This window comes from Prauserella sediminis (assembly GCF_014195435.1).
In the GTDB taxonomy this organism is placed as follows: domain Bacteria; phylum Actinomycetota; class Actinomycetes; order Mycobacteriales; family Pseudonocardiaceae; genus Prauserella; species Prauserella salsuginis.
In genome coordinates this window covers 2,207,134-2,230,301 of sequence record NZ_JACIBS010000001.1, presented here as the reverse complement: position 1 = coordinate 2,230,301, position 23,168 = coordinate 2,207,134, and the positions used below count along the sequence as shown (strand labels likewise).

The window sequence follows — 23,168 nt, the reverse complement described above, 5'->3', positions numbered from 1 at the left end:
TCGATCCGGCCCACACCGGCCATGTCACCTGGGTAGCCGCATGGTCACCGCCGGAGTCGACCGGAATGTTCGGACCGGAGTGCCGAATGTGAGTGCCATCACATTCGGCGGATCAGTGGCGAGGACAGGACACGGCCACACATTTCGCGGACCTCAGAGGGGCGGATCCACGTGAAGGGCACTTACACGATCGGGGGCGATCGCAGACCCGGGCCGGTGATCGCATTGACACTGACCGCGATGCTGTGGCTGGCGGCTTGCACCGGTAGCACGCCACAGCAGCGAAACGCGGGTATGCAGGACAGCACCCCCGAACCCGCACCCGCGGCCGAGGTCGACCTGCGGCCCGGCGACGGTGAGGCCGACGTCGAGCCGCGTGACGACGTGTCCGTGACGGTCGAACACGGCACTCTCGATAACGTCACCCTCACCGCCGACGGGGGCGAGCAGGTCGACGGCGAGCTGGCGGAGAACGGCCGCTCGTGGACGGCCACCGAGCGGCTCGGTTACGGCAAGCGCTACCGCTGGACGGGCACCGCGACGAACGCGGAAGGCAAGGAATCCCCGGTCACCGGGTCGTTCGAGACCGTGAAGCCGACCGCGATCCACAGCGCCAGCCTCAACGTCGGTGACGGCGGCACCTATGGCGTGGCCATGCCGATCTCCATCACGTTCGACGAGCCCGTCGAGAACAAGGCTGCGGTCGAACGCGCACTGTCGGTCGAGACGTCAACGGCCACCGAGGGCTCGTGGGCATGGCTCGAACTCGACACCGCCGTGCACTGGCGGCCGAAGGAGTACTGGCAGCCCGGAACCGAGGTGTCGGTCAGCGGCGATCTGTACGGGCTCGAACTCAGTGACGGCGCCTACGCCGAAAGCGACGTGTCCTCGACGTTCACGATCGGCCGAAGGCAGCTCGTGCGCGCCAACACGCAGTCGCACCGGATGAAGGTGTTCGTCGACGGCAAGCAGACCGCCGACTACCCGGCCAGCTTCGGCCTCGACTCCGACCCCGGCCGCGTCACCCGCAGCGGAACACACGTCGTGATGACCAAGCACTCCGAGTACTACATGAACAACCCTGCCTACGACTACGAGGACTTCCGGGTCGAATGGGCCGTGCGGATCTCCAACAACGGCGAGTTCACCCACGCCGCTCCGTGGTCGGTGGGCAGCCAGGGATACGACAACGTCAGCCACGGGTGCATCAACCTCGCGCCCGCGGACGCCCTCGAGTACTACAACCTGGCGCAGACCGGCGACCCGTTCGAGGTGCGGGGCAGCAGCGTTCCCCTCGGCCCCCGGGACGGCGACTACCACGACTGGTCGTACTCATGGTCCGAATGGACGTCGATGTCCGCTCTCCAGGACTGACGGCCGCGGAGATCGTTCGCCCGGACCGAGTCACCACCCGAGCTTCGTCAACGCGGCCTGGGCCGTCTCGGCGGCGACCTCGCGGTAATGCTCACGGCCGCTGTCGACGTCGACCGTGCGCACGCGCAGCTGCACGTACGCCGGACCGACCGTGCAGCGGCGGTGTTCGCCACAGATCGGCGCCGCAGGCGAGGTCACGGCGCCGCGGCCGGATAGCTTGACCCGATGAGCTCACGTACCGAGAACTGGCCGCCCGCCGACGCCGAGCCCGTCAGCCCGCACGCCGACGCACCCGCCCCCGGCACGCAGCTCGCCGAGCACTACGCCGAGTGCTTCGGGTGCGGCCACGAGGTCGAATCGGGCCTGCACCTGAAGTCGGCCGTCGCCAACGACATGTCCGTCGTGTCGACGTTCACCGTGCAGAAGGATCACCAGGGCGCTCCCGGTCTTGCCCACGGCGGGCTGCTGGCGTGCGCGTTCGACGAGGCCCTCGGGTCGGCTGTCGGCAACCTGCTGCGCAGGCCGGCGGTGACCGCCCGCCTGGAGACCGACTTCGTCGCGCCCGTCCCCGTCGGATCGACGCTGCACATCGCCGCCAAGCTCGACGGCGGGTCCGGCCGGAAGACGTACGTCAGCGCCGAGGGCCGTCTCGACGCCGCCGACGGTCCGGTCGCGCTGCGCGCCCGCGCGCTGTTCGTGACGGTCGGCTTCGAGCACTTCACCACGCACGGCGACCCCGACGCGCTCGACAAGTTCCGCGAGTCCGAGGCCACCGAGACCACGGCCGCCGAGGACAGGGGCTGGGACGTCAACCCCTGACGTCCGCCGCGGTGGCGTGGTCGTGCGGCAGCCACGGCGATGCCCCCAAGGGCACCTTCGGGGCATTGATCACGGCCACGCGTCGGCGTGCCCTTGAGGGGCGCTGGTCGGGCCTGCGGGTGAGAGCGCCCCGAATCTTCCCTTGATCACGCGGCATGGCATGCCCGTATGCGCGGTCGGCGCACGACGGCACGGACTTGCCCACCGCCATGCCCCACGAGCCCACGGGCTCGTCCGCGCTCACGTCAAGGTGCGCGGCCGCAACGCATTCGCTTTGTCGACGAGTTCGATGCGCTCGGCGGCCGTCGACGCCAGCCGCGCCAACGACCGGTGGTGCGACTCGAGCCCGAGCCGGATGTCGCGGTCCTCCAGCGCACATCCCAGCACCCGCGTGCCCCCGGACGCGTTGTTCGCACCGACCCATTCCAGCGCGGCCGACAGAACCTCGATCCCGAGTCGCGTCCGCCGCTCGGCGTCAAGGTTCAGCCGCTCGAGGCGTGCGCTCGCGTCGACGAGATCGGCCTCCGTCACGGACTTGCCCGCGATCGGCGTGATCTTCACCTTGATCGCCGCCAACTGTGCGGGCACGTGGTGCGTCGACGTCGCGGGCACCGATTCGAGCACCTCGATCGCGCTGGCCCGCGCTCCCTGTGCCAGGTAGACCCGCGCCAGTCCGAACGCGGCACTCACGTACGACCGGTCGGTCCGCCACACCAGCTCGTACAGCCGCGACGCCGTGAAGTACTCGCCGGTCGCCTCCGCGCTGAAGGCCATCGCCAGCTTGGGCGCCGTCTCACCGGGCAGCTCGTCGTAGACCGTGTCGAACGCGACGTGCGCGACCCGCGCGCGCCCGCCTGCGAGCTCGATCAGGCCGCGGTACCAGTCGATCCGCCAGTCGTGCGGGAAGCCCGCCTTGATCGCCAGGTACTGCGCCGCCTGCAACTGACGATTGGCCTCGGCCAGCTCGCCCAGCTCGATCCGCGCGCGCACGACCCGCAGTCGCACCTCGATCGACTCCCGCGGCGCACCGGCCAGCGCCTCGATCGCCGCCCGTGGATCCGCACCGAGCGTCGCGGCGAGCACACCGGCGCCGACGTCGTCGGTGTCGACCTGCGGCACCGGCAGTCCGGACACGACCTCCACCGGATCGGGCAACGGCACATCCTGTCCGTTGCCCGGAACGACCATGTCGACACCGAACGTGTTCGTCTCCGGACCGAACACAGTGGACTGTCCGGGGCGCTGTTTTCCGGTTCCCAGCGCCATGATCTCGCGCAGTACACCGGTCAGCTGGTCGGCCATCTCCTCTGCGGAGACGAACCGGCGCGCGGGATCGGTGTGCGTCGCGCGGCGCAGGAAACGGTAGTAGGAGCCGAACAGCTGGAACAGTGGAACGTCGTCCTGGCTCGGCAGCGTCGTCTTGAACTTCGTGGTGTAGCCCGTGAATTCGAAGCTCAGCACCGCCAGCGTGCGGCCGACCGTGAACAGGTCGGAGGCCACGGACGCGCCGTCGCTCGCCAGCTCCGGCGCGCTGTAACCGCTCGTGAAGAACAGCGGACTGCTGTAGTCGTCCATCCGCCGCACTGCGCCCAGGTCGATGAGCTTGAGCTGGTCGCCGGTCTGGATCACGTTGTCCGGCTTGAGGTCGCAGTACAGCAGCCCCTGACTGTGCAGGTAGCCCAGCGCGGGCAGGATCTCCAGTCCGTAGGCGATGACCTGCCCGATCGGCAACGGCTCGGCGCGCCCGCTCTTGCGGTGGTGGTCGAGCGCGAGCTGGCGCAGCGACTGCCCGCCGACGTACTCCATCACGATGTAGTCGACAGCCCCGCCCGTGTCAGGGTCGGGATGCTGCACGAAGTTGTAGATCTTGACGATGTGCGGATGCTCGACCTCGGCGAGAAACCGCTTCTCGTTGACGGCGGCCGCCATCGCGGTCGCGTCACCGGTGTTGATCAGTCCTTTGAGGACGACCCAACGGCCGTCGACGTTGAGGTCACGTGCGAGATAGATCCAGCCGAGCCCACCGTAGGCGAGCGCGCCCAGCACCTCGTACTGACCGCCGACGAGATCGCTGGGCTGGAGCTTCGGCACGAACGAGAACGGTGTCCCGCACTTGTCGCAGGTGCCCTGCGGACTGCCCGCCTTGCCGTCCGCCCCCCGGCCGACCTTGGCGTTGCAGCTGCTGCAGAAGCGCTTCGACTCCGACACGACCGGGTCGGACAGGACCGCCTCGGCGGGGTCCCGGTAGGGCACCGGCGGCACCTCGACCATGCCGGCACCCAGCCTGCCGCGGGTCGACGTGCGGGAGGACGACCGCCGCGACGTGCGCGGGAACGCACCTCCGGTGCCTGCCCCCGAACCGGTCCACGGCCCACTTCCGGCTCCGCTGCCGGTCCCGCTCCCGGTGCCACTGCCCGGCCCGCTTCCGGGGCCGCTCCCCGGGCCGCTCCCGGGGCCGCTCGCCGGACCGCTCGCCGGACCGCTCGCAGGACCACTCGCCGGGCCGCTTCCCGGACCGCTCGTGTACCCACTGGGCGGTCCCATACCCTCGCTCGGATCGGCCGATTCGGACGGCGGCGCAGGCGGCATGACGAGTTCGGTGCCCGGAGCGTGGTCGAGCACGCTCGTCGACATCGGCTCGTTGGCCCCGGCCTGCGCCTGCGCGGCTTGCGGGCCCTGCTGCGCGGCCCCGGGTGCCTGCGGCTGCGGTGGTGCCTGCGGCTGCGGCTGCTGCGGCTGAGCGGCGTGCCGGGGCGTGCCGCCGTTCGGCTGCACCGGCGCGACGTACTGTGTGTGCTGCTCGTCGTCTCCGTCCGGCGCCGCGTGGCGAGGACGACGTGGCTCGTCGGTCACAGGTTGCCTCCTCGGTTCGCGGTCACCGGTACTGCGGCTGCGGTGGGGTCAGGTCGCCCAGCACCCGCTGCAGCCCCCAATGCCGGAACCGGTCGCGCCACATGTTCTTCCGGAAGTCCTCGAGCGTCGCATTCACGAAGCGGACCATGTCCTCGTTGCCCTTCGGGACACCGACGCCGTAGAGCTCCTCCGACAACTGCGGGCCGACGACGCGCGTCGCCGGATCCTCCTCCGTCATGCCCGCGAGGATCGTGTCGTCGGTGGACACTCCCGCGACCTGCCCCTGCTGCAACAGCACGAGGCAGTCCGTCCAGTTGTTGGTGACCACGGGCTCGGGCTTCGGTTTCGCTTCGGCGAGCCGGTTCACCGAGGTCGAACTGCCCGCGGCGCACACCTTTTTCCCGCCCAGCTGCGCGATGTTCTCGATCCCGGACTTCTCGGTGACCAGTACGCGCTGCGCCGCTTCGAAGTAGACGGACGAGAACGCGACCTTCTGCAACCGCTCGCACGTCACCGAGTACGTCCGCACGACCACGTCCACGTCGCCGCTGGCGAGCACGGTCTCGCGCTCCGAGGAGTTGATCGCCTTGAAGCGGATCGTGTTCGGGTCGTAACTGCCGAAGATGTCGTGGGCGATCTCCTTCACGACATCGATGTCGAACCCTTCGAGCTCGCCCGTGTGCGGGTTGCGGAAGCCCCACAGGTTGGTGGCCTGATCGACACCGGCGATGAGGTAGCCGCGCTTCTTGATGTTGTCCATTGTGGACCCGGGCGGCATCGAGTCGTCCGGCCGCAGGCTCTGCTGCGGGTTGCAGTTCGGCGCGTCCGAACCGCCCTGCTCGATCTTGCCCGACACATCGGTGCCACCCGGCATCGGCCGCTGCACCGATCCGACCGGGGCCGGATCCACGGGCGTTCCCGCCGACCCGCATCCGGCCACCAACGTCGCCACCAGTGCCCCGGCGAGCCATGTCCAGCGTTTCATCAGCGGTACTCCCGAAGACGTTCACGGATGCCGAGGATCGAACCCAGCATCGCCACCAGCGACAACACCGCGAATCCCGGCGAGAGCAACGTCAGCACGCGCGAACCGTTCGTCGTGTCGTCGAGGAACAACTGCCTGCTGTCGGCGATTCCCCTGGCCAGGTCGCCGTCGAGGCGCGTGAACGCGGCGGTCGCGCCCTCGTCGCCCTCGGTCTGGATGGCGAGCTCCACCGCGTCCTCGTAGCGGCCACCGTTGTCGAGGTTGCGCACCTGGCCGTGGACCTCTCGCCACGCCCCGGCGCTCCGGATCGCGGCGTCGACGTGGTCCGCGGCCGACAGCCCCTCGGTGCCGTCCCTGGCCTCACCGAGGAACCCGCCTTGCCCGTTGCCACCGGAGAGCCGCTGGATGGACGCCTGGTATTCCTCCTCGTACGCCGTGCCGTTGCCGCGGGCCAGCAGCGTCAACGTCTCGTCGGCGCGCGCCTGCAACGCCGCGATGCGCGCCCGCACCATGACGTCGGTCTGCTCGGAACCCGACGACTGGCCGCTGCTGACGAGGACGCTCTGGATCGTGACCGCCACGGCCGACCACAGCACCGCCAGCCCGACCGCGACCGTCGCCACGACCAGGCCGACGTTGAACACGCGGTTCGTCCGGCGTTTGAGGTGCACCTGCGTGACGATCAGCGCCGCCAGCAGCGCCAGTGCCAGCAGTCCCGTCAGCCACGGCACGGACGCCGCGTCGTCCTGCTCATCCGCGAGACGTTCGACCTCGATCTCGTAGAGATTCTTCGCTGCCGGCAGGATCTCCGACCGCATGAGCTGCGACGCCTCGGCGAGATACGCGGCGCCGACGGGGTTGCCCTGACGGCTGTTCGTCCGAGCCGTCTCGACCAGCCCGGTGTAGACCGGCAACTGCCGCGACAGCACGTCGACCTGCGCCACGGCCGCGGGGTTACCGGCCGAGGCGCTGGCCGCCTTCGCGAGCGCTGCGCCCGCGCGGGCGACGTCCAGGTCGTAGCGGTCCCGCAGCGCGATGCCCTCGGAGTCGGCGTTGAGCAGCGTGCCGGCCGCGGTGGCGTCGGCGTCCGAGAGGGAGCGGTAGACCTCCTGTGCGGCCGCCGTCAGCGGTTCGCGGTGGTCGACGAGACCGTCGATCGTCGCCTTGCGCTCGCCGAGTTCGGCGCCCGCCACCGTGCCGACCAGCAGCGCGAGCAGGGCGAGGCCGGCGCTGATGAGCGTCAGTCGTCCCGGTGTGGTCGCGGCCGAGCGCCGCAGCCCGCGAACGGCCGCACTCGGGAGTCGCACCAGCCACGCGAACCCGGAGCGTCCCCCGCGCGGCTCACCCGCGGGTTCCGGCCCGGACTCCGGTTGCTGCACTTCCGGGCCGTGACGCGTCACGGTGCTCGTCATCGTCCCTCCACCCAGTTCGCCTGCCGCGCACGACCGTAGCCGAGGCGCCCCTCACGCAGGTCACGGACCGGTACAACAGACGAAGATCGTGGAGATGTCGTATCACGAGCAGCGGCGGCAGCCGACCCTTCCCACCCGAAACGAGGAGCCGGCCGCGTCGGCCGTGACACCCCGTGACGGGTCGGACGGGTGGAACGACTACTGAGCCAGTCGGGTGAGCCGGGTCGCGCTCGGCCAGCGGACCTTGGTCGCCCAGCCGAGCTTCTCGAAGATCCAGATCAGCCGGGCCGATATGTCCAGCTGGCCGCGCAGCACCCCGTGCCGGGCACAGGTCGGATCGGCGTGGTGGAGGTTGTGCCAGGACTCGCCGAACGAGAAGATCGCGAGCGGCCAGAAGTTCGCAGCCTTGTCCCTGCTGCTGAACGGGCGTTCGCCGATCATGTGGCAGATCGAGTTGACCGACCACGTCACGTGGTGCAGCAGCCCGATGCGGACGAGCCCGGCCCAGAAGAAGGCAGTCACACCGCCCCACACCGACCAGGTGATGAGCCCGCCGAGCAGCGCGGGCAACAGGAAGCTCGCGAGCACCCACACCGGGAAGAGCCGGTCGACCGTGCGAATGTCCCGGTCGCCTGCGAGATCGGGCGCGAACCGTTCGACGTTCGTGACCTCGCGGTCGAACAGCCACCCCATGTGCGCGTGCCAGAAGCCCTTCGCCAGGGCGGCCGGCGACGTGCCGTACCGCCACGGGGAATGCGGATCACCCGCGCGGTCGGAGAACGCGTGGTGCCTGCGGTGGTCCGCCACCCACGTCGTGACCTGCCCTTGCGCCGACATGCTTCCCGCGATCGCCATCGCGATGCGCAGCGGCCTCGCGGCCTTGTAGGAGCCGTGGGTGAACAACCGGTGGTATCCCGCCGTCACGCCGAGCCCGCTGATGACGAAGAACGCCGCACCGATCGCGATGTCGATCCAGCTCAGGCCCCATCCCCAGGCGAAGGGCACGGCCGCGGCGATCGCCACCAGCGGCGCGATGACGAACACCTTCACGGTGACGTGTTCGGGCAGGGACGTGCGACCGGATGTGATCGGCTTCGGCCTGCGCGCACCGGCCGCTTCGTGGGTTTCCGCATCGGTGGAAACGGGGGACATCGACACCTCGTGTTGGTTGTTGCTGTATTGGCAGTGGTGGTCACCCGCGCGGACTCGGTCGCCTGCACGAGCGGAACCTGCGAACGCGCCGGAACCCGACCGAACGTCGGTCCGGTGGCCGGCTCCGCACACGGCTGTGCCCGGAGCCGCGGTTCGCGGCAGAAGATGTACGTAGGACTGGACGGATTCGATGAGCGAGCCGACCCCCACTCGGCTGCGATGACAGGCCCGCGCTCGCGGGCGATGCGCCGGGCTGGGGGCTCCGATCTATCGGGGGCGTGGCTGACGGGTGCCCGGCCGTCTGCCATCCGACGCTACCGGAGGAATCCGCCCGTGACCATGACGGCGAATCCGGATCACGGTGCCACGGCCGGGCGATGCGGCGCCGACGTCCCGGGAGGGCGGCGCCGACCCGGCCACGGGGCCGCCGCCCGCACCGGGGTCGTAGACTACGAGCGGTAGTAACCGTGGGAGGTCCGGTGATCACTGGCTATGCGATCGCGGTGTCCGCCTGCGCGGCGGGCGTCGCGATATGGGCGTTCGTCCTCGTGGTGCTGCACCGCGAACCCGAGAAGCCGCTGCTCATGGGTGTCGGCGCACTCGAAGCGCTGCTCGCTGTCCAGGTCGTGATCTCGGTCGTCATGCTGATCGGCGGCGGCGAACCGGGCAGCCTGCTCACGTTCCTGGCCTACCTGGTCGGTTCGCTGCTCGTGTTGCCGCTGGGCACCGTGTGGGCGCTCGCCGAGCGCACGCGTTCCAGCACCGCGATTCTCGGCGTCCTGTGCCTGACCGTCCCGGTCCTGCTGCTACGCATGGTCGAGGTGTGGGGCGGGGCCAGTGCCTGACCAGCCCGCGACCCCACAGCGCACGCCCGCCGACCGGCCGGCGACAGCCAGCGGGCCCGGCCGTGTCCTGATCGTCGTGTACGCGATCTTCGCCGTGGCCGCGACATCCCGCGCCGGTGTGCAGATCGCCACCCGATTCGACGAGGCCCCGGTGCCGTATTCCCTGTCGGCGTTCGCGGCGGTGGTCTACCTGCTCGCGACGTTCGCGCTCGCCCGCACCGGAACCATGTGGTGGCGCGTGGCCCTCGCCTCGTGCTCGGTCGAGATGACGGGCGTGCTGGTCGTCGGCACGCTGAGCGTGTTCGACAGCGCCGCCTTCCCGGACGCCACGGTGTGGTCGAACTTCGGCATGGGCTACCTGTTCATACCGCTGGTGCTACCAGTGATCGGCCTGCTCTGGTTACGTCGGACCCGCCCGGCCTGACACCGCGTCGCGAAGCCTGCCCGGCTCGCTCCGCGCTCCGGTACCGAGCGAGCCGCGGGCGGGCCGCTGTGGATCAGACCTCGGGGTCGCCGGTCTCGTCGTCCTTGCCGGACTTCCCGGTCGCCGACACCGCGGTGGCCATTCCCATGCCGAGCGCCACCCCGATACCCACGCCCACGCCGACGTTGTCGAACACGGTCAGGCCGAGTGCGATCCCTATCGCCATGCCGACCGGCAACCACGTCCCGACCGACTTGCCGTCGAACGCCTTGTCACTCATGCGGCGACAGCTCCGCTCCGGCGTGGGGACGCGGGTCGGCGCTCGGGCCTGTGGTCACGGGACATACCGGAACCCTAGCGACGCGACCGGTGGCTCACGCCCACATCGCGGCGATCGCGACGTTGAGCAGAGTCGCAGCGGTGAGGCCGTAGAAGACGTTCTTTCCGACGTCGGGGCGGCGCCACGTGATGTGAGCCAGCACGAGCACCACCACGGCGACGCCCAGCTTGACGCCGATCTTCATGTGGTTGGCCTCGCCGCCGACGAGGCCCGCCGACGCGATACCCGCGAGCGCCAGCCCCGTGACGACCTGGGCACTCGCGCCCCACAGCATGATCTTGCCACCCGGTTCGGGGGAGCCGACCCACCGCACGACGATGCCGCTGACGAGATAGGCCATGCCGAGCAGGTGCGTCACGACGAGAAGGTTGTAGACGATGTCCATGCACGGAATCTACTACATGTCGTAGTGAACCGGCCGCGGGTACGGGGGAACAGCGGTGAGCGAGTACGAAGATGCTGGAGTGCGGGCGCGAGGAGTACGAACGGAAGATTCGGGACTTCCCGCCCGCCGGCCCGACCACCGCCCCTCAAGGACACGCTCACGCGTGTTCAGGGGCGCCTTCGAGGCGCTCAACGCCCCGAAGGCGCCCTTGGGGCACTGAACGCGGCCTACAGCGGGACGGCGAACAGCGAAAGCGACGTCACGAGCGCCGCCACGGCGACCGCACACGCCAGCGGCCACGCCAGCGGCAGCCTGCCCTCGTCCGGATTGCGGAGCCTGCGAATGCGGGCCGACACCGGCGCGTCGGCCACGGCGAGCGCACCCGCGGGCGTACCTCCGCCGTTGCCGTTCGCTCGGAACCGCTCCAGCGCGCTCGCCAGGGGCTCGCGACCACGCGAACGCGCCGCACGGTCGTCGGCGCACATCTCGACGAGCAGCTCGATCGTCGAACACACCCTGCTCAGCAACCCGTTCCCTGGCAGCAGCCGGCGCAGCGCCTGGAACGGAGCGACAACAAGGTGATGGCGCTCGCGCGCGTGCGCACGCTCGTGCGCGAGCACCGCGTCGAGTTCGTCATCGGTGAGCAGCCGCCGCGCGCCCGCGCTGACGACGATGTGCGGGGTTCGGCCGGGCAGGCAGTACGCCACGACGACGGGGTGGTCGACGACGAGTGCGTCCCTGCCCTGCTCCTCGGATTCCTGCGTCGCGACGAGCTGCAGCAGCAGCCGGTGCCGCGCCCGCGCGCGAGCCGTGCTGCGCAGGCACAACAACTGGTTGACGATCAGCCAGCCGCCGACGGCGAGGCCGAGCCCGACCGCACCGAGATGCCAGAGGTCGAGCTCCTGGAACCGCCACGGCAGGTCGACGAGCGCGGGCAGCAGTCCCCGCCCGAACGGTTCGAGGCCGAACGAGAGCAGTGCACCGACGACCGAGACGATCAGTGCCAGCGAGCTGAGCTGCCACAGCACCAGCGCGGCCCGTGGGTGCGAGTGGGTCCAGCGTCCGCGCAGCAGCCAGAGCGACACGAGCACGGCCGCTGTGCCCGCTGCGACGTGATGCGCGGCGAGGCTCATGGCGATTCGCCCTGTTCCAGGGCCTTCCGCAGCGCGTCGGCCTCGTCGTTGGTCACCGACTGGGCGAAGCGCACCAGCGCGGAATCACGGTCGCCGGTCATCTCCAGCGCCTCCAGCATCAGTTCCGCGACGTACTCCTCGCGGCTCGCCGCGGGTGCGTACAGCCACGCCCTGCCCGATCGCTTCCTGCGCACGACGCCCTTCGCCGCCAGCCGGGTCAGCACGGTCATGACGGTGGTGTACGCCAGGCCGCGGTCGGCCAGTTCCTCGTGGACGGCACGCACAGTGGCGGGTTCGGCCCGCGCCCAGAGCACCTCCATCACCGCGCGCTCCAGTTCACCCAGCTTCGCCACGTCCACCCTTTCTCCGTGCGTCCACCGGAAATTCAACCACGACCGGCTCAGCTGCGGGGCGGGCTTGTGACCCGTTCGGCGCGGAGACGATCGGTGGGCAGACATGTCGATGCTGGTCACGGGTGGTTCATTCCACGGGAACGGCGAAGGTGACGGGGTCGAGCGGCTGGCCTGCCGGATATTGCTCGTTGAACAGCTCGACACCCTGTTCGGTGAGCCTCGCGGGCACGTCCGACCACATCCGCAGGCCCTCTCCGGTGACGGACTCGGCGGGTTCGAGCGTGGCGAGCGGCATGCGCATCGAGGTGTCGGGCCAGTGCTCGACGTCGACGACCGTGAGCACCGCCCCGGCGGAGGTGAACTCGACCCACGGGTCCTTCAACATCACGAACAGCAGCCCGGCATGGCCGACGAGCCGCACGTCGCCCCGGAACCGGAGTACGTCGTCCCCGGTCGACGCCGCTGCGGCGGAACCGGCGGGCTGCGGAGCCGGCGCGTCCGGCTGCGCTGCGGCAGACCCCACCGACGCACCGCCCGGGGACGCGGGATCACCGACCGCCGCCGCAGCGGGTTCGGCGGGTTCGAAGTGGAAGAAGCTGCCGTCGACGACGGAGCCGCCGTCCTTGGCGCCGCAGCCGCCGTCCCGGAGCCGGGACACGTAGGCCACGAAGCTGCGTTTCAGACCCCAGGTCAACCCCGCCTGCGGAACACCCACGCGACCTCCTCGTCACTCCGGTTCGCGAACCCGGGCCACGCCACCGACGTCACCCGAAGGTGACCGGGGCGGCGCGCTTCCCGGGACGTTCACGAATCGGGCGCGACGGTACGTGATCCCACCGCCGGGTGACCAGCATTCGCCAGCACCTTCCCGCGGTGTGGGCGGCCGGGGTGCGGCAGCGCGCGCTCGTCCGCCCTCCTGACGGCAGCGCCGGCCGGAGGGCACGGCGCCGACGGCGACCCACCGCCGGCGTTGTCCGCGCGGCTCTGGAAACCGCTCACGCGGTGCCGACGGCGTCCTGCAGTTCCGCACCTGCCCCGGTCGCCGTGCGCGCGCAGTGGGCGCAGCAGAAGAACCGGCCGTCGACCGACGCTCCGTGGCCGATCACCCGGCAGCCGCAGTGTTCGCACACGGGCGCGAGGCGGTGGATCGCGCACTCGAACGAGTCGAAGACGTGCACGCCGCCACCCTGGGTTCGGATCTCGAAGGCCAGCTCGTAGTCGTTGCCGCAAACCTCGCAGGCGGCCATGATCGCTCCTTCCGTCGCCGGTCCGTACGGGCACGCATAGGCGTTCCCGCATACGTCGCGCGAAAACCCTTCGCCGCCTCGTCCGGGCGCATCTACGCTCTGCCCGGTGAACGACCGGCGCGTGGGCGGCGAGCCCGAGACGCAGATCGAAACGCTGCTGCGGTACCTGCAGCAGGCACGCGAGACGCTGTTGTGGAAACTCGACGGACTCGGCGAGTACGACGTCCGCCGACCGCTCACCCCGACCGGAACGAACCTGCTCGGCCTGGTCAAACACGCCGCCGGCGTCGAATTCGGCTACTTCGGCGAACCGGTCGGCCGCAGCCCGCAGGGAGCGCCCGCGTGGCTCGACGGGCTGGATGACGACCCGCTCGTCGACATGTGGGCACGGTCCGACGAATCACGCGAGGACGTCGTCGCCCTGTACCGCGCGGCGTGGGCCAACACCGACGCCGTACTCACCGGGTCGGATCTCGGCACCCGGGGACACGTTCCCCACTGGCCCGAGGACCGCAATCCGGTGACGCTGCACGAGCTCGCCGTGCACGTCATCGCCGACACCCAGCGGCACGCCGGCCACGCCGACATCCTCCGGGAGCAGCTCGACGGCGCCGTCGGCTACACCGTGGCGACATCGAACCTGCCGCACACCGACGAGGCCGCCTGGCGCGGACACGTGGCGACGCTCGAAGCGGCAGCGGCGCAGTTCCGCCGGTGACGCGAGCCCACCTGCACGCGGCTGCTCCGCGCGCCGTGAAGGACATCCTCGACGAGTACATGGCGGCGCCGGCCAGCGGCAGCTACCTCGCACTCACCCACATCACGTACCCGCGCCCCGAGAACGACCCGCAGGGCCGCGCGGCCGAATCCGCGACCGCATCCGGTCCCCCGGCATGGACTCCTGCTACCGGCGCAACTACGACCACGTGCTGTCCTATTTCGACGGCCTGGCGATGGCTCCGCCGGGACTGGTCCGAACCGTCGAGTGACGGCCGTTCGGACCGCCGCAGCTGACCGAACTCGACGACGTCACGTTCGGCGGAGTGGCCCGCACGCCGTGACTGCCCGGTCGGCGGACACGGCACCGGGAACGGTGGCGGGCGGGCGGCTTTTCGACCATCCGCACCCGCCGCGCTCCGGCGGCACCCGTGGCTACTCGGCCGGTCCGTCGGCGCCCGTGCGGACGTGCACGAGGAAGTAGGCCGGGCGGTACTCGGGCAACAGCTGCCGGCCGGTGTGATCGACCATCTTCCAGCGCACCTTGCAGGTCGTCTGCTCCTTCGCCGCCGTCGCGGTCACCGGAACCTTCACCCGCTCACCGGGCGGCGTGTCCGCGATACGCACCCGCTGCGGGGCCTGGCAGTGGCCCGGACCCGTTTCGTTGTCCATCCGCTGCAGGTAGCGGCCCTTCCAATGGACCGTGCCCGCGTTCTCCAGTTCGAACGTCCGCGTGAACTTCTGCTGCGGTGCGACCACGGCACCGTCCGGGATGCCGAGGTCGCGGGCCAGTTTGCTGGCGTCGCCCTTGTGCACCGGCTCGGTGAGCGCATCGGACTCGGCCGCACTGCCGGCCTCGCCGCCCGTGGCATGCTGCCCGCCGGCCTGCTGCCCACCAGCCTCGGCCCGACCGTCGTCGCCGCCGAACGTCCACAGTCCGGCCGCGACCGCGGCCACCACGAGCACCACCAACGGCACCGCGAGCCAGCGACGGGAGCGTCCACGTCCCGCCGGTGACCCCGCATCCGCACCGTCGCTCGAAGCCACAGCTCCACCTCGCGAAGCCACAGCTCCGGAGGTCTCGCTCCGGCGTTGCCGGGGCACCGTGCCCACGTCTCGGGTCTCGTCCGCCTGCCCTGCTGTGTCCGCCTGCCCTGCTGTGTCCGCGTGGTCTGCTGTGTCCGCGTGGTCTGCTGTGTCCGCCTGGTCTGCGGCGACCGCATCGGTGCCTTCGGCGTCCGGGGCTGGGCGATCCGGGACCGCACCGAGCGCTGTGGCCCCGGAAGCTGCACCGTCGGGAACTGCGACCTCGGAAACCGCACCGTCCAGAGCTGCGACCTCCGAGGCCGGATCGTCGGACGTCGATGCCCCTGAGGTCGCGGCGCCCGAAATCGCGGCGTCGCTGTCCGCGGGGGCGCTGCCGGTGGGGGCACGGCCGGTGGGGGCGCCGCCCTCCGCGGCCTGACTGTCCACGGCGCGGGAAGGCGCATCCTCCGCCGCAAGGCCGTTGCCGGAACCGCCAGTCTCATCACTGAGGACCGCGCCACCGGGGCCGCGATCGTTGTCAGAACCGCCGGTACCGACTCCGTTGGCTGGTCCGGGAAGCTCACCCGACAGCACGGCCTTGGTACGCCGGTACCGCGCACACCACTCCGCCTCGTCGCCGCCGCAGGCACGCACGAACTCGCGGACCGTCTCCCACGGCTGCAACCGGCGTCCCGTCACGGTCAGGTGGAGCGTCGCGTGCGACACCGCGCCCGACAACTCGGCCATCTTCCGGAAGGACGGATTGCCCGCCTGCTGTCTGAGTCGTCTCAGCTCCGCCATGAACTCTTCGAGTGCAGGCGGCCGCTGCTCACCTTCGGCGTCGGACACGGCCTCGGTCCTCCTTCTCGAGCGTCTGCGACTGTGACGCCGGCTACGCCGCAGCGGTTGCCGATCCGTCAAAAATGCCCGCACGAACTTCACTCCGGCAACAGGAGGCGTCACAGAAGGTGGTGACGGTCCGGCCGTGACCCACCCGCTGTCATACAGCGCTGACCTGCATGTTCAACGTGCATCGACCGGGTGTCGGGACTGTCAACCGGTGTCATACGGCGTCAGAAGGATTGCCCAACACATTCCGGACACCTCGCCCATTCGCCACTGTTCCTGCCAGCAACACACCACGGCTGGAAGAGGAAGCGATGAAAGCGAAGCGCCCCGTGTCGATGGCGGTGACCGGGCTCGCCGCAGCGGCGGTACTGGTGGGCCTGCCGATGTGCGCGGCCGCCGGTAACTCCGCTCCCACAGGTGGGGCCGGAGCCGCGGTCGGAGCCGCGGAGCTGCCGAAGGTGAACATGGCGGCCGTCCTGAAGGCCGCGCAGATCGACCCGCAGCGCCCGGACCAGACCCTCACCGACGGAGCAGCCAAGCACGTCAGAAAGGTCGAACGGGAGCTAGCCGAGCGCGGCGTTCTCGAACAGAAGTACGTCGACGGCCACTACGGCACGGCCACCCTCGAGGCCTACTCCGCGTTCCAGCGTTCACTCGGCTACGACGGGCTCGCCGCCAACGGCATCCCCGGACACCGTTCCCTCACCGCGCTCGGTGACCGCGCCTTCGACGTGACGCACATCGTGCAGCCCGGCAAGCGCGTGACGTACGACGGCGCGACGTTCAACAAGCGCACCAAGGACATGCTGCTCGAATCGCAGCGGCTGACCGGCGTGACGTTCGCCGTCGAGCAGGGTTCGTACAACCCGGGCGGTGACCCGACGTCGGCGGGCACGCACGACGGCGGCGGTGCGGTCGACCTGTACGTCGACGGGATGAGCCCGAAGAAACGCACCGAGGTCGTACGCGCCATGCGCAAGGTCGGGTTCGCCGCCTGGTACCGCTCGCCCGAGCAGGGCGACTGGGGCCCGCACATCCACGCCGTCGCGCTGGCCGACCCCGATCTGTCCGAACCAGCCCGCGCGCAGACCGGTGACTACTACCTCGGCAAGAACGGCCTCGCCAACGACCTGCCCGACGACGGGCCGAAGGTCAAACCGATCCGCACCTGGGAGGGATACCAACGGACGCATTGATCACGCCTGACACCCCGGCGGCAGCCGCGCGGGGAGTGCGCATCGATTTCGATTTCTGACCACGGGAACCGTCGCCGGCCGCAGCGAGGTCTCAGACCCCAGGAGTTCCGCACCTGCTCGCGTGGCGGTCCCGTCGTCTCCGACTCACATCTCGGCAATCTTCGCCTTCGAGGAGAATCATGAAGTTCCGCAAGATCTCGGCGGCCATCGGCGCCGTCGCCGTCGCGGCGAGCGCGGCGCTGGTGTCGGTCGGTGCCGGCCAGGCGGCCGCGGCCCCCGCGTTCAAGATGCCGTTCAAGTGCGGCTACACCGCGACCGCGGCCACTTGGAAGGGCCACAGCCCCGAGAACTCCGTCGACTTCCAGGGCTCCGGCATCTGGAAGACACCGGTCGTCTCGTCCGCGCCCGGCACTGTCTCGCGCGTCGCCAACGAGGGCAACACCAGCTACGGCAAGTGGATCGAGATCGACCACGGCGGCGGCTGGAAGACCCGGTACGCGCACCTGTACTCGCAGGGCGTCAGCGTGGGCCAGAAGGTCAACGCAGGCACCCAGATCGGCCGCGTCGGCAACACGGGCGGTTCGTCCGGTCCACACCTGCACTTCGAGCAGCGCCTCAACGGCGTGGCCAAGCGCGTCGTCATGGACGGCAAGAACGTCCCCTACTTCACCAAGACGAACTTCACCAGCAAGAACTGCGGCGGTGGCGGCGGGGGCAACCCGTACTCGCCCGGCGAAGTGTGCGGCAGTGGCTTCAAGGTGATCAACGAGAAGGGCCTGAGCGGCAACGGTCGCGTCTACCTGATGTACAACTCCGGCTCCGGCAAGAACTGCGTCACGACGATCAAGAACACCAAGATCGGCAAGGCGAGTTCGGCGTCGACGTTCCTCGAGGTCCAGGGCAACAGCCGTAAGACCGACAAGGGCAACTTCAGCTACTACGCGGGCCCGGTGAAGGCGCAGGCCGCGGACAAGTGCGTCAAGTGGGGCGGCTCGGTCGGCGACAAGTCGTTCACCAGCAAGTTCGGCCACTGCGGCTCCTGATCCCCGGATTCGACGCAAAGGACATCTCATGCGCAAGATCGCAGCGACGGCGTTGCTGACGGCCGTGGCCGCAGCGGGACTCGCACCCGCCACGGCCACCGCGAGCGACCCGAGCACCGCGGGCCCGGCGGCGAAGGCCGGTTCGGTCAACATGGAGAAGGTCGTCAAGGCCGCCATGTGGGATCCGTACAAGCCGAACACGTCGATCGTCCCCGGTGCGGGCAAGTCGGTGACGAAGGTCGAGAAGGCGCTGGCCGCGAAGGGAATGCTGGCCGACAAGTACGTCGACGGGCACTTCGGCACGAGCACGGTCTCGGCGTACGCCAAGTACCAGCGTTCGCTCGGCTACTCCGGGCTGGCCGCGAGCGGCCTGCCGGGTAAGGGTTCGCTGACGAAGCTGGGACGCAGCGCCGGATTCGACGTCACGCGGAAGATCGGCGTGGGCGGCAAGGTCCGGCTCGGCTCGGGCGACGTACTGAACCGGCGCACGCTCGACATGTACGAAGAGGCGGAGAAGATCTCCGGCATCGACCTGACCGTCACGCAGGGCTCGTACACCGGGTCGAACCCGGGCTCGGCCGGCACGCACGACGGTGGCGGCGCGGTCGACATCTCGGTGCGCGGCATCAACGCCCACAAGGCCGTCAAGGCGCTGCGTCAGGTCGGGTTCGCCGCCTGGCACCGCACCGCCGACCAGGGCGATTGGGCGCCGCACATCCACGCGATCGCCATCAGTGACACCGATGTGTCACCGGCCGCGCAGAAGCAGGTCGGCGACTACTTCCGCGGCAAGAACGGCCTGGCCTCGGGCGCTCCGGACGACGGCCCGAAGGTCAAGAAGGTCACGTGGGAGGAATACCGGCGCAGTAACTGATCGCCCCCGCGGGCCGACAGATCCCGGTGAGAACCGTTCGGCACGCGGGATCGTTCCTCCGCCGCACGGGCGGGTGGCACGAGCCTCCGGAGCTCCCTCCCGCTCGCGCGGTGGTTCAACCACCGGTCCCACCCGGGCTACTGGGGGTATGCACAGACGACAGACCCGCTCCGCATCGGGCGCCCGTCCGTGCATACATGGCCCGGCCTGGAGGCCGGTTAAAGACCGCCCCGGTTCGTCATCCCCCGAAGGACGAACCGGGGCGGTCCTGTGTGCGGTGGCCGGGCGCCGGACGGGCGCAACACGGCCCCCGGGACACGCAACACGGCGTGGGTGATCAGCCGACGTAGTCCGCGAGGTGCCGCCCCGTCAAGGTCGAGCGTGAGGCGACGAGGTCGGCGGGCGTGCCCTCGTAGACGATGCGCCCACCGTCGTGGCCGGCGCCGGGGCCGAGGTCGATGATCCAGTCGGCGTGGGCCATCACGGCCTGGTGGTGCTCGATGACCACGACCGACTTGCCGGAGTCGACGAGCCGGTCCAGCAACGCGAGCAGCTGGTCGACGTCGGCGAGGTGCAGCCCGGTGGTCGGCTCGTCCAGCACATACACGCCCGCGGACTCGGTCATGCGCGTGGCGAGCTTGAGCCGTTGCCGTTCGCCGCCGGACAGCGTGGTCAGCGGCTGGCCGAGGGTCAGATAGCCGAGGCCGACATCGTCGAGCCGCTTCAGGATCTTGTGGGCCGCGGGGATCCGTGCTTCCGAAGGACCGGACTCGCCGCCGGCGAAGAACTCCTCGGCGTGCGCCACCGACATCGCGAGCACCTCGCTGATGTCCTTGCCGCCGAGCGTGTACTCCAGCACCTCCGCCTGGAATCGCTTGCCCTCGCACACCTCGCACGGCGTCGGCACTCCAGCCATGATCGCCAGGTCGAGGTAGATGACGCCCGCGCCGTTGCAGTTGGGGCACGCGCCGTCGGAGTTCGCGCTGAACAGCCCCGGTTTCACGCCGCCTGCCTTGGCGAACGCCTTGCGGATCGGATCGAGCGCGCCCGTGTACGTCGCCGGGTTCGATCGGCGCGAACCCTTGATCGCGGACTGGTCGACGATCGCGACGTCGTCGCGTCCTGCCAGGGATCCGTGGATCAGTGAGCTCTTGCCGGAGCCCGCGACGCCCGTGACCACGGTCAGCACGCCGAGCGGGATGTCGACGTCGACGCCGGTCAGGTTGTGCAGGTCGGCCCCGCGGATCTCCAGTGCCCCGTCGCCGGTCCGCACCGACGGTTTCAGCGCCGCCCTGTCGTCGAGGTGCTTGCCGGTGAGCGTGTCGCTGCCGCGCAGCCCCTCGAGGGTGCCTTCGAAGCACACCGTGCCGCCGTCGGTGCCCGCGCCGGGGCCGAGGTCGACGACGTGGTCGGCGATCGCGATCGTCTCCGGCTTGTGCTCGACGACCAGCACCGTGTTGCCCTTGTCACGCAGCCGCAGCAGCAGGTTGTTCATGCGCGCGATGTCGTGGGGGTGCAGGCCGATCGTGGGTTCGTCGAAGACGTAGGTGACGTCGGTCAGCGACGAGCCGAGGTGGCGGATGAGTTTGGTGCGCTGCGCTTCGCCACCGGACAGCGTGCCCGAGGGCCGGTCCAGCGACAGATAGCCGAGGCCGATCTCGACGAACGAGTCCAGTGTGGACTGCAACATCTCCAGTAGCGGCCGCACTTGGGGCACACTGATGCCGCGCACCCATTCGGCGAGGTCGCTGATCTGCATCGCGCACGCGTCGGCGATGTTCACGCCGTCGATCTTCGACGAGCGCGCCGTCTCGTTCAGTCGGGTGCCGTCGCATTCGGGACAGGCCGTGAAGGTGATGGCCTTGTCGACGAATGCGCGGATGTGCGGCTGCATCGCCTCGCGGTCCTTCGACAGCATCGACTTCTGCAGCTTCGGGATGATGCCCTCGTAGGTGAGGTTGATCCCGTCGACCTTGATCTTGGTGGGCTCCTTGTACAGCAGATCGTCCAATTCGGACTTGCTGAACTCGCGAAGCGGCTTGTCCGGGTCGAAGAATCCGCAGCCGATGTAGATGCGGCCGTACCACCCTTCGGCGCCCCACCCTGGAATCGTGAACGGTCCCTCACGCAGCGACTTGCTGTCGTCGTACATGGCGGACAGGTCGAAGTCGGTGACGCGCCCGGTGCCCTCGCACTCCGAGCACATGCCGCCGAGCACGCTGAAGCTGCGCCGCTCCTTCACCGTCTTGCCGCCACGTTCCATCGTGACCGCGCCCGCGCCGCTGATCGACGCCACGTTGAACGAGAACGCCTTCGGCGACCCGATGTGCGGCTCGCCCAGCTTGCTGAACAGGATCCGCAACATCGCGCCGGTGTCGGTCGCCGTGCCCACGGTCGACCGCGGGTCTGCGGCCATGCGCTCCTGGTCGACGATGATCGCCGTGGTCAGCCCGTCGAGCACGTCGACGTCGGGCCGCGCCAGTGTCGGCATGAAGCCCTGCACGAAGGTGCTGTAGGTCTCGTTGATGAGGCGCTGCGACTCCGCGGCGATCGTCGCGAACACGAGCGAGCTCTTGCCCGAACCGGACACGCCGGTGAAAACCGTCAGCCGCCGCTTCGGCAGTTCGATGCTGATGTCGGCGAGGTTGTTCTCCCGCGCTCCCTGCACGCGGATCAGATCGTGACTGTCGGCGGCCGGCACCGCCGGCGTGTCCGTGCTCATCGGTTCTCCCATGGCTTCGATTCGTCTCGGGCGATCGGACGCGGTCAGCGGCGCGTGAGCCGCACGACGGGGTACTGCCTGCTGTGCTTGCGCTGGTACTTCGCGATGCGGGGCTGTTCGGCGACGATGCGCTGCCACGCCCGCTCACGCTCGGCACCGTCGAGGGTCTGCGGGGTCACGCCGACGGGGTCCTGCCCGTGCCACTCGGCGGTCGCCCGGTCCGGGCGGGCCATCAGGTTGACGTACCAGTCAGGGTGCCGTTCACCGCCGCCCGAGGCGATGATCAGCCAGGCATCGGAGTCGTCGTCGGCGAACCAGGTCAGCGGGGTCTCCCGCGGCTCGCCACTGCGCTTGCCCACGGTGTGCAGGATCAACAGGTCCATCCCCATCGAGCGGCCGCCCTTGCGGCGAATGCGTTTCGCCGTGGAGGCGTTGGCGCGGTGCTGGATCCACCGCGACAGCGCGTTCGGGCCCGCGGTCTTCGTGGTCATCGCCTGTTCACCCCACCTGCTGGATGCGGATCATGTTGCCCGCCGGATCGCGCAGCGCGCAGTCGCGGATGCCGTACGGCTGGTCGATCGGCTCCTGGACGACCTCCACGTCGCCCTGCTGGACCTTGGCGAACGCGGCGTCGACGTCCGGTGTGGACAGGTTGATCATGGCGTAGGTGCCCTTGGCCATCATCTCCTCGATGAGGGTGCGCTCGGCGTCGGTGAGGTCCGGGGTCGCCTCGGGCGGGTACAGGACGATGGACGTCTCCGGCTGGCCCGGTGGGCCGACGGTGATCCAGTGCATGTCGCCGTACTCGACGTGGTTGCGAACCTCGAAGCCGAGGACGTCGCGGTAGAAGGCGAGTGACGTGTCCGGGTCGGCCAGCGGAAGCATGGCCTGGGCGATGGTGAGATCTGGGCTGGTCATGGCTTCACGTTAGGACCTGCGCGGCGTGGGCGCTTCTCGATTCCTGATCGGTCTCGTGACCTGTTTCGCCACACACGCGGGCATGCCGTCGGTCGCGCCCGCCTCCTCCGCGCGGTACCGGCTCGGCGACATGCCGACGAGCTCGCGGAACCGCGTACTGAACGTGCCGAGCGAGGAGCAGCCGACCTCGAAGCAGGCCTCCGTGACGCTCAGATCCCCGCGGCGCAGCAGGGTCATGGCGCGTTCGATCCGCCGGGTCATCAGGTACGAGTACGGCGATTCGCCGTAGGCCTCGCGGAACCGCCTGCTGAGGTGGCCGGCCGACATGTGCACACCGCGCGCAAGCGCCTCGACGTCGAGCGGCTGCGCGTACTCCCTGTCGATCCGGTCGCGCACCGTGCGCAACAGCGCGAGTTCGCGCAGGCGGGCCGCGTCAGTCGTGCTCACACCCGCAAGCCTGCCATGCCCCGGCGACATTCCGGGAACGCAGCGAATGCCCCC

The 23,168-nt window shown here is 69.8% G+C and carries 24 protein-coding genes; 8 read left to right on the top strand and 16 right to left on the bottom strand.

Features of this window, described 5'->3' with window-relative positions; translation table 11 throughout:
- Nucleotides 1-216 precede the first annotated feature (216 nt).
- Nucleotides 217-1,374 (top strand): L,D-transpeptidase, encoded by a 1,158-nt coding sequence (locus tag FB384_RS10180; RefSeq protein ID WP_323985183.1) that lies wholly within the window; start codon nucleotides 217-219, stop codon nucleotides 1,372-1,374.
- Between the two features lie 30 nt (nucleotides 1,375-1,404).
- On the opposite strand, the gene FB384_RS10175 is transcribed toward FB384_RS10180, so the two are convergent.
- Nucleotides 1,405-1,572: a hypothetical protein gene (locus FB384_RS10175; protein ID WP_183781961.1), complete on the bottom strand. Its 168-nt coding sequence runs from the start codon at nucleotides 1,570-1,572 to the stop codon at nucleotides 1,405-1,407.
- A 27-nt stretch (nucleotides 1,573-1,599) separates the two neighbouring features.
- Between FB384_RS10175 and FB384_RS10170 the strand changes: the two genes are divergently transcribed.
- Nucleotides 1,600-2,193, top strand: coding sequence for a PaaI family thioesterase (locus FB384_RS10170; protein WP_183781959.1), 594 nt, complete (start codon nucleotides 1,600-1,602; stop codon nucleotides 2,191-2,193).
- 240 nt (nucleotides 2,194-2,433) lie between these two features.
- Here FB384_RS10170 and FB384_RS10165 read toward each other — a convergent pair whose 3' ends face one another.
- The 4 genes from FB384_RS10165 to FB384_RS10150 all read right to left on the bottom strand — a co-directional run bounded on the left by FB384_RS10165 (nucleotide 2,434) and on the right by FB384_RS10150 (nucleotide 8,595).
- Entirely contained in the window at nucleotides 2,434-5,046 is a 2,613-nt protein-coding gene (locus FB384_RS10165; RefSeq protein WP_183781956.1) for a serine/threonine-protein kinase, read from the bottom strand.
- A gap of 22 nt (nucleotides 5,047-5,068) precedes the next feature.
- A complete protein-coding gene (locus tag FB384_RS10160) occupies nucleotides 5,069-6,031 on the bottom strand; it encodes a glutamate ABC transporter substrate-binding protein (RefSeq protein WP_183781954.1) in 963 nt (320 codons plus the stop codon).
- Nucleotides 6,031-7,443, bottom strand: coding sequence for a hypothetical protein (locus tag FB384_RS10155; protein ID WP_183781952.1), 1,413 nt, complete (start codon nucleotides 7,441-7,443; stop codon nucleotides 6,031-6,033). Before FB384_RS10155 ends, FB384_RS10160 begins: the two co-directional genes overlap by 1 nt.
- A gap of 198 nt (nucleotides 7,444-7,641) precedes the next feature.
- The gene (locus FB384_RS10150) at nucleotides 7,642-8,595 is read right to left on the bottom strand and encodes an acyl-CoA desaturase (protein WP_183781950.1); all 954 of its coding nucleotides are present in this window, start codon (nucleotides 8,593-8,595) and stop codon (nucleotides 7,642-7,644) included.
- A 479-nt stretch (nucleotides 8,596-9,074) separates the two neighbouring features.
- Between FB384_RS10150 and FB384_RS10145 the strand changes: the two genes are divergently transcribed.
- Together FB384_RS10145 and FB384_RS10140 are read left to right on the top strand one after the other, a co-directional pair.
- On the top strand, nucleotides 9,075-9,440 hold the full coding sequence (locus FB384_RS10145; RefSeq protein ID WP_183781948.1) for a hypothetical protein: 366 nt from the start codon (nucleotides 9,075-9,077) through the stop codon (nucleotides 9,438-9,440).
- Complete coding sequence (locus tag FB384_RS10140; RefSeq protein ID WP_183781946.1) at nucleotides 9,433-9,864, top strand: hypothetical protein; 432 nt, start codon at nucleotides 9,433-9,435, stop codon at nucleotides 9,862-9,864. Before FB384_RS10145 ends, FB384_RS10140 begins: the two co-directional genes overlap by 8 nt.
- Before the next feature lie 73 nt (nucleotides 9,865-9,937).
- Here FB384_RS10140 and FB384_RS10135 read toward each other — a convergent pair whose 3' ends face one another.
- The 6 genes from FB384_RS10135 to FB384_RS10110 all read right to left on the bottom strand — a co-directional run bounded on the left by FB384_RS10135 (nucleotide 9,938) and on the right by FB384_RS10110 (nucleotide 13,322).
- Entirely contained in the window at nucleotides 9,938-10,144 is a 207-nt protein-coding gene (locus FB384_RS10135) for a hypothetical protein (protein WP_183781944.1), read from the bottom strand.
- A 94-nt stretch (nucleotides 10,145-10,238) separates the two neighbouring features.
- Nucleotides 10,239-10,589 carry a hypothetical protein gene (locus FB384_RS10130; RefSeq protein WP_183781942.1) on the bottom strand — a complete coding sequence of 117 codons (351 nt, stop codon included), beginning with the start codon at nucleotides 10,587-10,589 and terminating at the stop codon, nucleotides 10,239-10,241.
- A 227-nt stretch (nucleotides 10,590-10,816) separates the two neighbouring features.
- On the bottom strand, nucleotides 10,817-11,722 hold the full coding sequence (locus FB384_RS10125) for a M56 family metallopeptidase (RefSeq protein ID WP_183781939.1): 906 nt from the start codon (nucleotides 11,720-11,722) through the stop codon (nucleotides 10,817-10,819).
- Nucleotides 11,719-12,081: a BlaI/MecI/CopY family transcriptional regulator gene (locus tag FB384_RS10120; protein ID WP_258936983.1), complete on the bottom strand. Its 363-nt coding sequence runs from the start codon at nucleotides 12,079-12,081 to the stop codon at nucleotides 11,719-11,721. Before FB384_RS10120 ends, FB384_RS10125 begins: the two co-directional genes overlap by 4 nt.
- A gap of 121 nt (nucleotides 12,082-12,202) precedes the next feature.
- Nucleotides 12,203-12,790, bottom strand: coding sequence for an HtaA domain-containing protein (locus FB384_RS10115; protein ID WP_183781937.1), 588 nt, complete (start codon nucleotides 12,788-12,790; stop codon nucleotides 12,203-12,205).
- A 280-nt stretch (nucleotides 12,791-13,070) separates the two neighbouring features.
- A complete protein-coding gene (locus FB384_RS10110; protein WP_183781934.1) occupies nucleotides 13,071-13,322 on the bottom strand; it encodes a Prokaryotic metallothionein in 252 nt (83 codons plus the stop codon).
- A gap of 106 nt (nucleotides 13,323-13,428) precedes the next feature.
- Here FB384_RS10110 and FB384_RS10105 point away from each other — a divergent pair, with 106 nt between their 5' ends.
- A complete protein-coding gene (locus tag FB384_RS10105; RefSeq protein WP_323985182.1) occupies nucleotides 13,429-14,040 on the top strand; it encodes a DinB family protein in 612 nt (203 codons plus the stop codon).
- A 434-nt stretch (nucleotides 14,041-14,474) separates the two neighbouring features.
- Here the strand turns inward: FB384_RS10105 and FB384_RS10100 are convergent, their stop codons facing one another.
- A complete protein-coding gene (locus FB384_RS10100; protein ID WP_183781931.1) occupies nucleotides 14,475-15,914 on the bottom strand; it encodes an NBR1-Ig-like domain-containing protein in 1,440 nt (479 codons plus the stop codon).
- 311 nt (nucleotides 15,915-16,225) lie between these two features.
- Between FB384_RS10100 and FB384_RS10095 the strand changes: the two genes are divergently transcribed.
- From FB384_RS10095 to FB384_RS10085, 3 genes are all read left to right on the top strand, one after another.
- Nucleotides 16,226-17,110: a peptidoglycan-binding domain-containing protein gene (locus FB384_RS10095; protein ID WP_228726001.1), complete on the top strand. Its 885-nt coding sequence runs from the start codon at nucleotides 16,226-16,228 to the stop codon at nucleotides 17,108-17,110.
- Nucleotides 17,111-17,289: 179 nt separating this feature from the next.
- Entirely contained in the window at nucleotides 17,290-18,153 is an 864-nt protein-coding gene (locus tag FB384_RS10090) for a M23 family metallopeptidase (RefSeq protein WP_183781928.1), read from the top strand.
- A 28-nt stretch (nucleotides 18,154-18,181) separates the two neighbouring features.
- Nucleotides 18,182-19,027 (top strand): peptidoglycan-binding domain-containing protein, encoded by an 846-nt coding sequence (locus FB384_RS10085; protein WP_183781925.1) that lies wholly within the window; start codon nucleotides 18,182-18,184, stop codon nucleotides 19,025-19,027.
- Between the two features lie 337 nt (nucleotides 19,028-19,364).
- Here the strand turns inward: FB384_RS10085 and FB384_RS10080 are convergent, their stop codons facing one another.
- From FB384_RS10080 to FB384_RS10065, 4 genes are read right to left on the bottom strand one after another with little or no spacing between them, the layout of a single operon-like run.
- Entirely contained in the window at nucleotides 19,365-21,749 is a 2,385-nt protein-coding gene (locus FB384_RS10080; protein WP_228726000.1) for an ATP-binding cassette domain-containing protein, read from the bottom strand.
- A 44-nt stretch (nucleotides 21,750-21,793) separates the two neighbouring features.
- Entirely contained in the window at nucleotides 21,794-22,240 is a 447-nt protein-coding gene (locus tag FB384_RS10075; RefSeq protein ID WP_183781918.1) for a nitroreductase family deazaflavin-dependent oxidoreductase, read from the bottom strand.
- A 7-nt stretch (nucleotides 22,241-22,247) separates the two neighbouring features.
- Nucleotides 22,248-22,667, bottom strand: a complete 420-nt coding sequence (locus tag FB384_RS10070) for a VOC family protein (RefSeq protein WP_183781915.1) — start codon at nucleotides 22,665-22,667, stop codon at nucleotides 22,248-22,250.
- Between the two features lie 9 nt (nucleotides 22,668-22,676).
- Nucleotides 22,677-23,114, bottom strand: a complete 438-nt coding sequence (locus tag FB384_RS10065) for a helix-turn-helix transcriptional regulator (RefSeq protein ID WP_258936975.1) — start codon at nucleotides 23,112-23,114, stop codon at nucleotides 22,677-22,679.
- Nucleotides 23,115-23,168 lie beyond the last annotated feature (54 nt).

Bases quoted from the DNA above. Each gene is read 5' to 3' on its own strand.
- FB384_RS10080 (WP_228726000.1), bottom strand. From the start codon at position 21,749: ATGAGCACGGACACGCCGGCGGTGCCGGCCGCCGACAGTCACGATCTG.
- FB384_RS10130 (WP_183781942.1), bottom strand. From the start codon at position 10,589: ATGGACATCGTCTACAACCTTCTCGTCGTGACGCACCTGCTCGGCATG.
- FB384_RS10160 (WP_183781954.1), bottom strand. From the start codon at position 6,031: ATGAAACGCTGGACATGGCTCGCCGGGGCACTGGTGGCGACGTTGGTG.
- FB384_RS10150 (WP_183781950.1), bottom strand. From the start codon at position 8,595: ATGTCCCCCGTTTCCACCGATGCGGAAACCCACGAAGCGGCCGGTGCG.
- FB384_RS10125 (WP_183781939.1), bottom strand. From the start codon at position 11,722: ATGAGCCTCGCCGCGCATCACGTCGCAGCGGGCACAGCGGCCGTGCTC.
- FB384_RS10095 (WP_228726001.1), top strand. From the start codon at position 16,226: ATGAAAGCGAAGCGCCCCGTGTCGATGGCGGTGACCGGGCTCGCCGCA.
- FB384_RS10070 (WP_183781915.1), bottom strand. From the start codon at position 22,667: ATGACCAGCCCAGATCTCACCATCGCCCAGGCCATGCTTCCGCTGGCC.
- FB384_RS10170 (WP_183781959.1), top strand. From the start codon at position 1,600: ATGAGCTCACGTACCGAGAACTGGCCGCCCGCCGACGCCGAGCCCGTC.
- FB384_RS10135 (WP_183781944.1), bottom strand. From the start codon at position 10,144: ATGAGTGACAAGGCGTTCGACGGCAAGTCGGTCGGGACGTGGTTGCCG.
- FB384_RS10075 (WP_183781918.1), bottom strand. From the start codon at position 22,240: ATGACCACGAAGACCGCGGGCCCGAACGCGCTGTCGCGGTGGATCCAG.
- FB384_RS10085 (WP_183781925.1), top strand. From the start codon at position 18,182: ATGCGCAAGATCGCAGCGACGGCGTTGCTGACGGCCGTGGCCGCAGCG.
- FB384_RS10155 (WP_183781952.1), bottom strand. From the start codon at position 7,443: ATGACGAGCACCGTGACGCGTCACGGCCCGGAAGTGCAGCAACCGGAG.
- FB384_RS10110 (WP_183781934.1), bottom strand. From the start codon at position 13,322: ATGGCCGCCTGCGAGGTTTGCGGCAACGACTACGAGCTGGCCTTCGAG.
- FB384_RS10090 (WP_183781928.1), top strand. From the start codon at position 17,290: ATGAAGTTCCGCAAGATCTCGGCGGCCATCGGCGCCGTCGCCGTCGCG.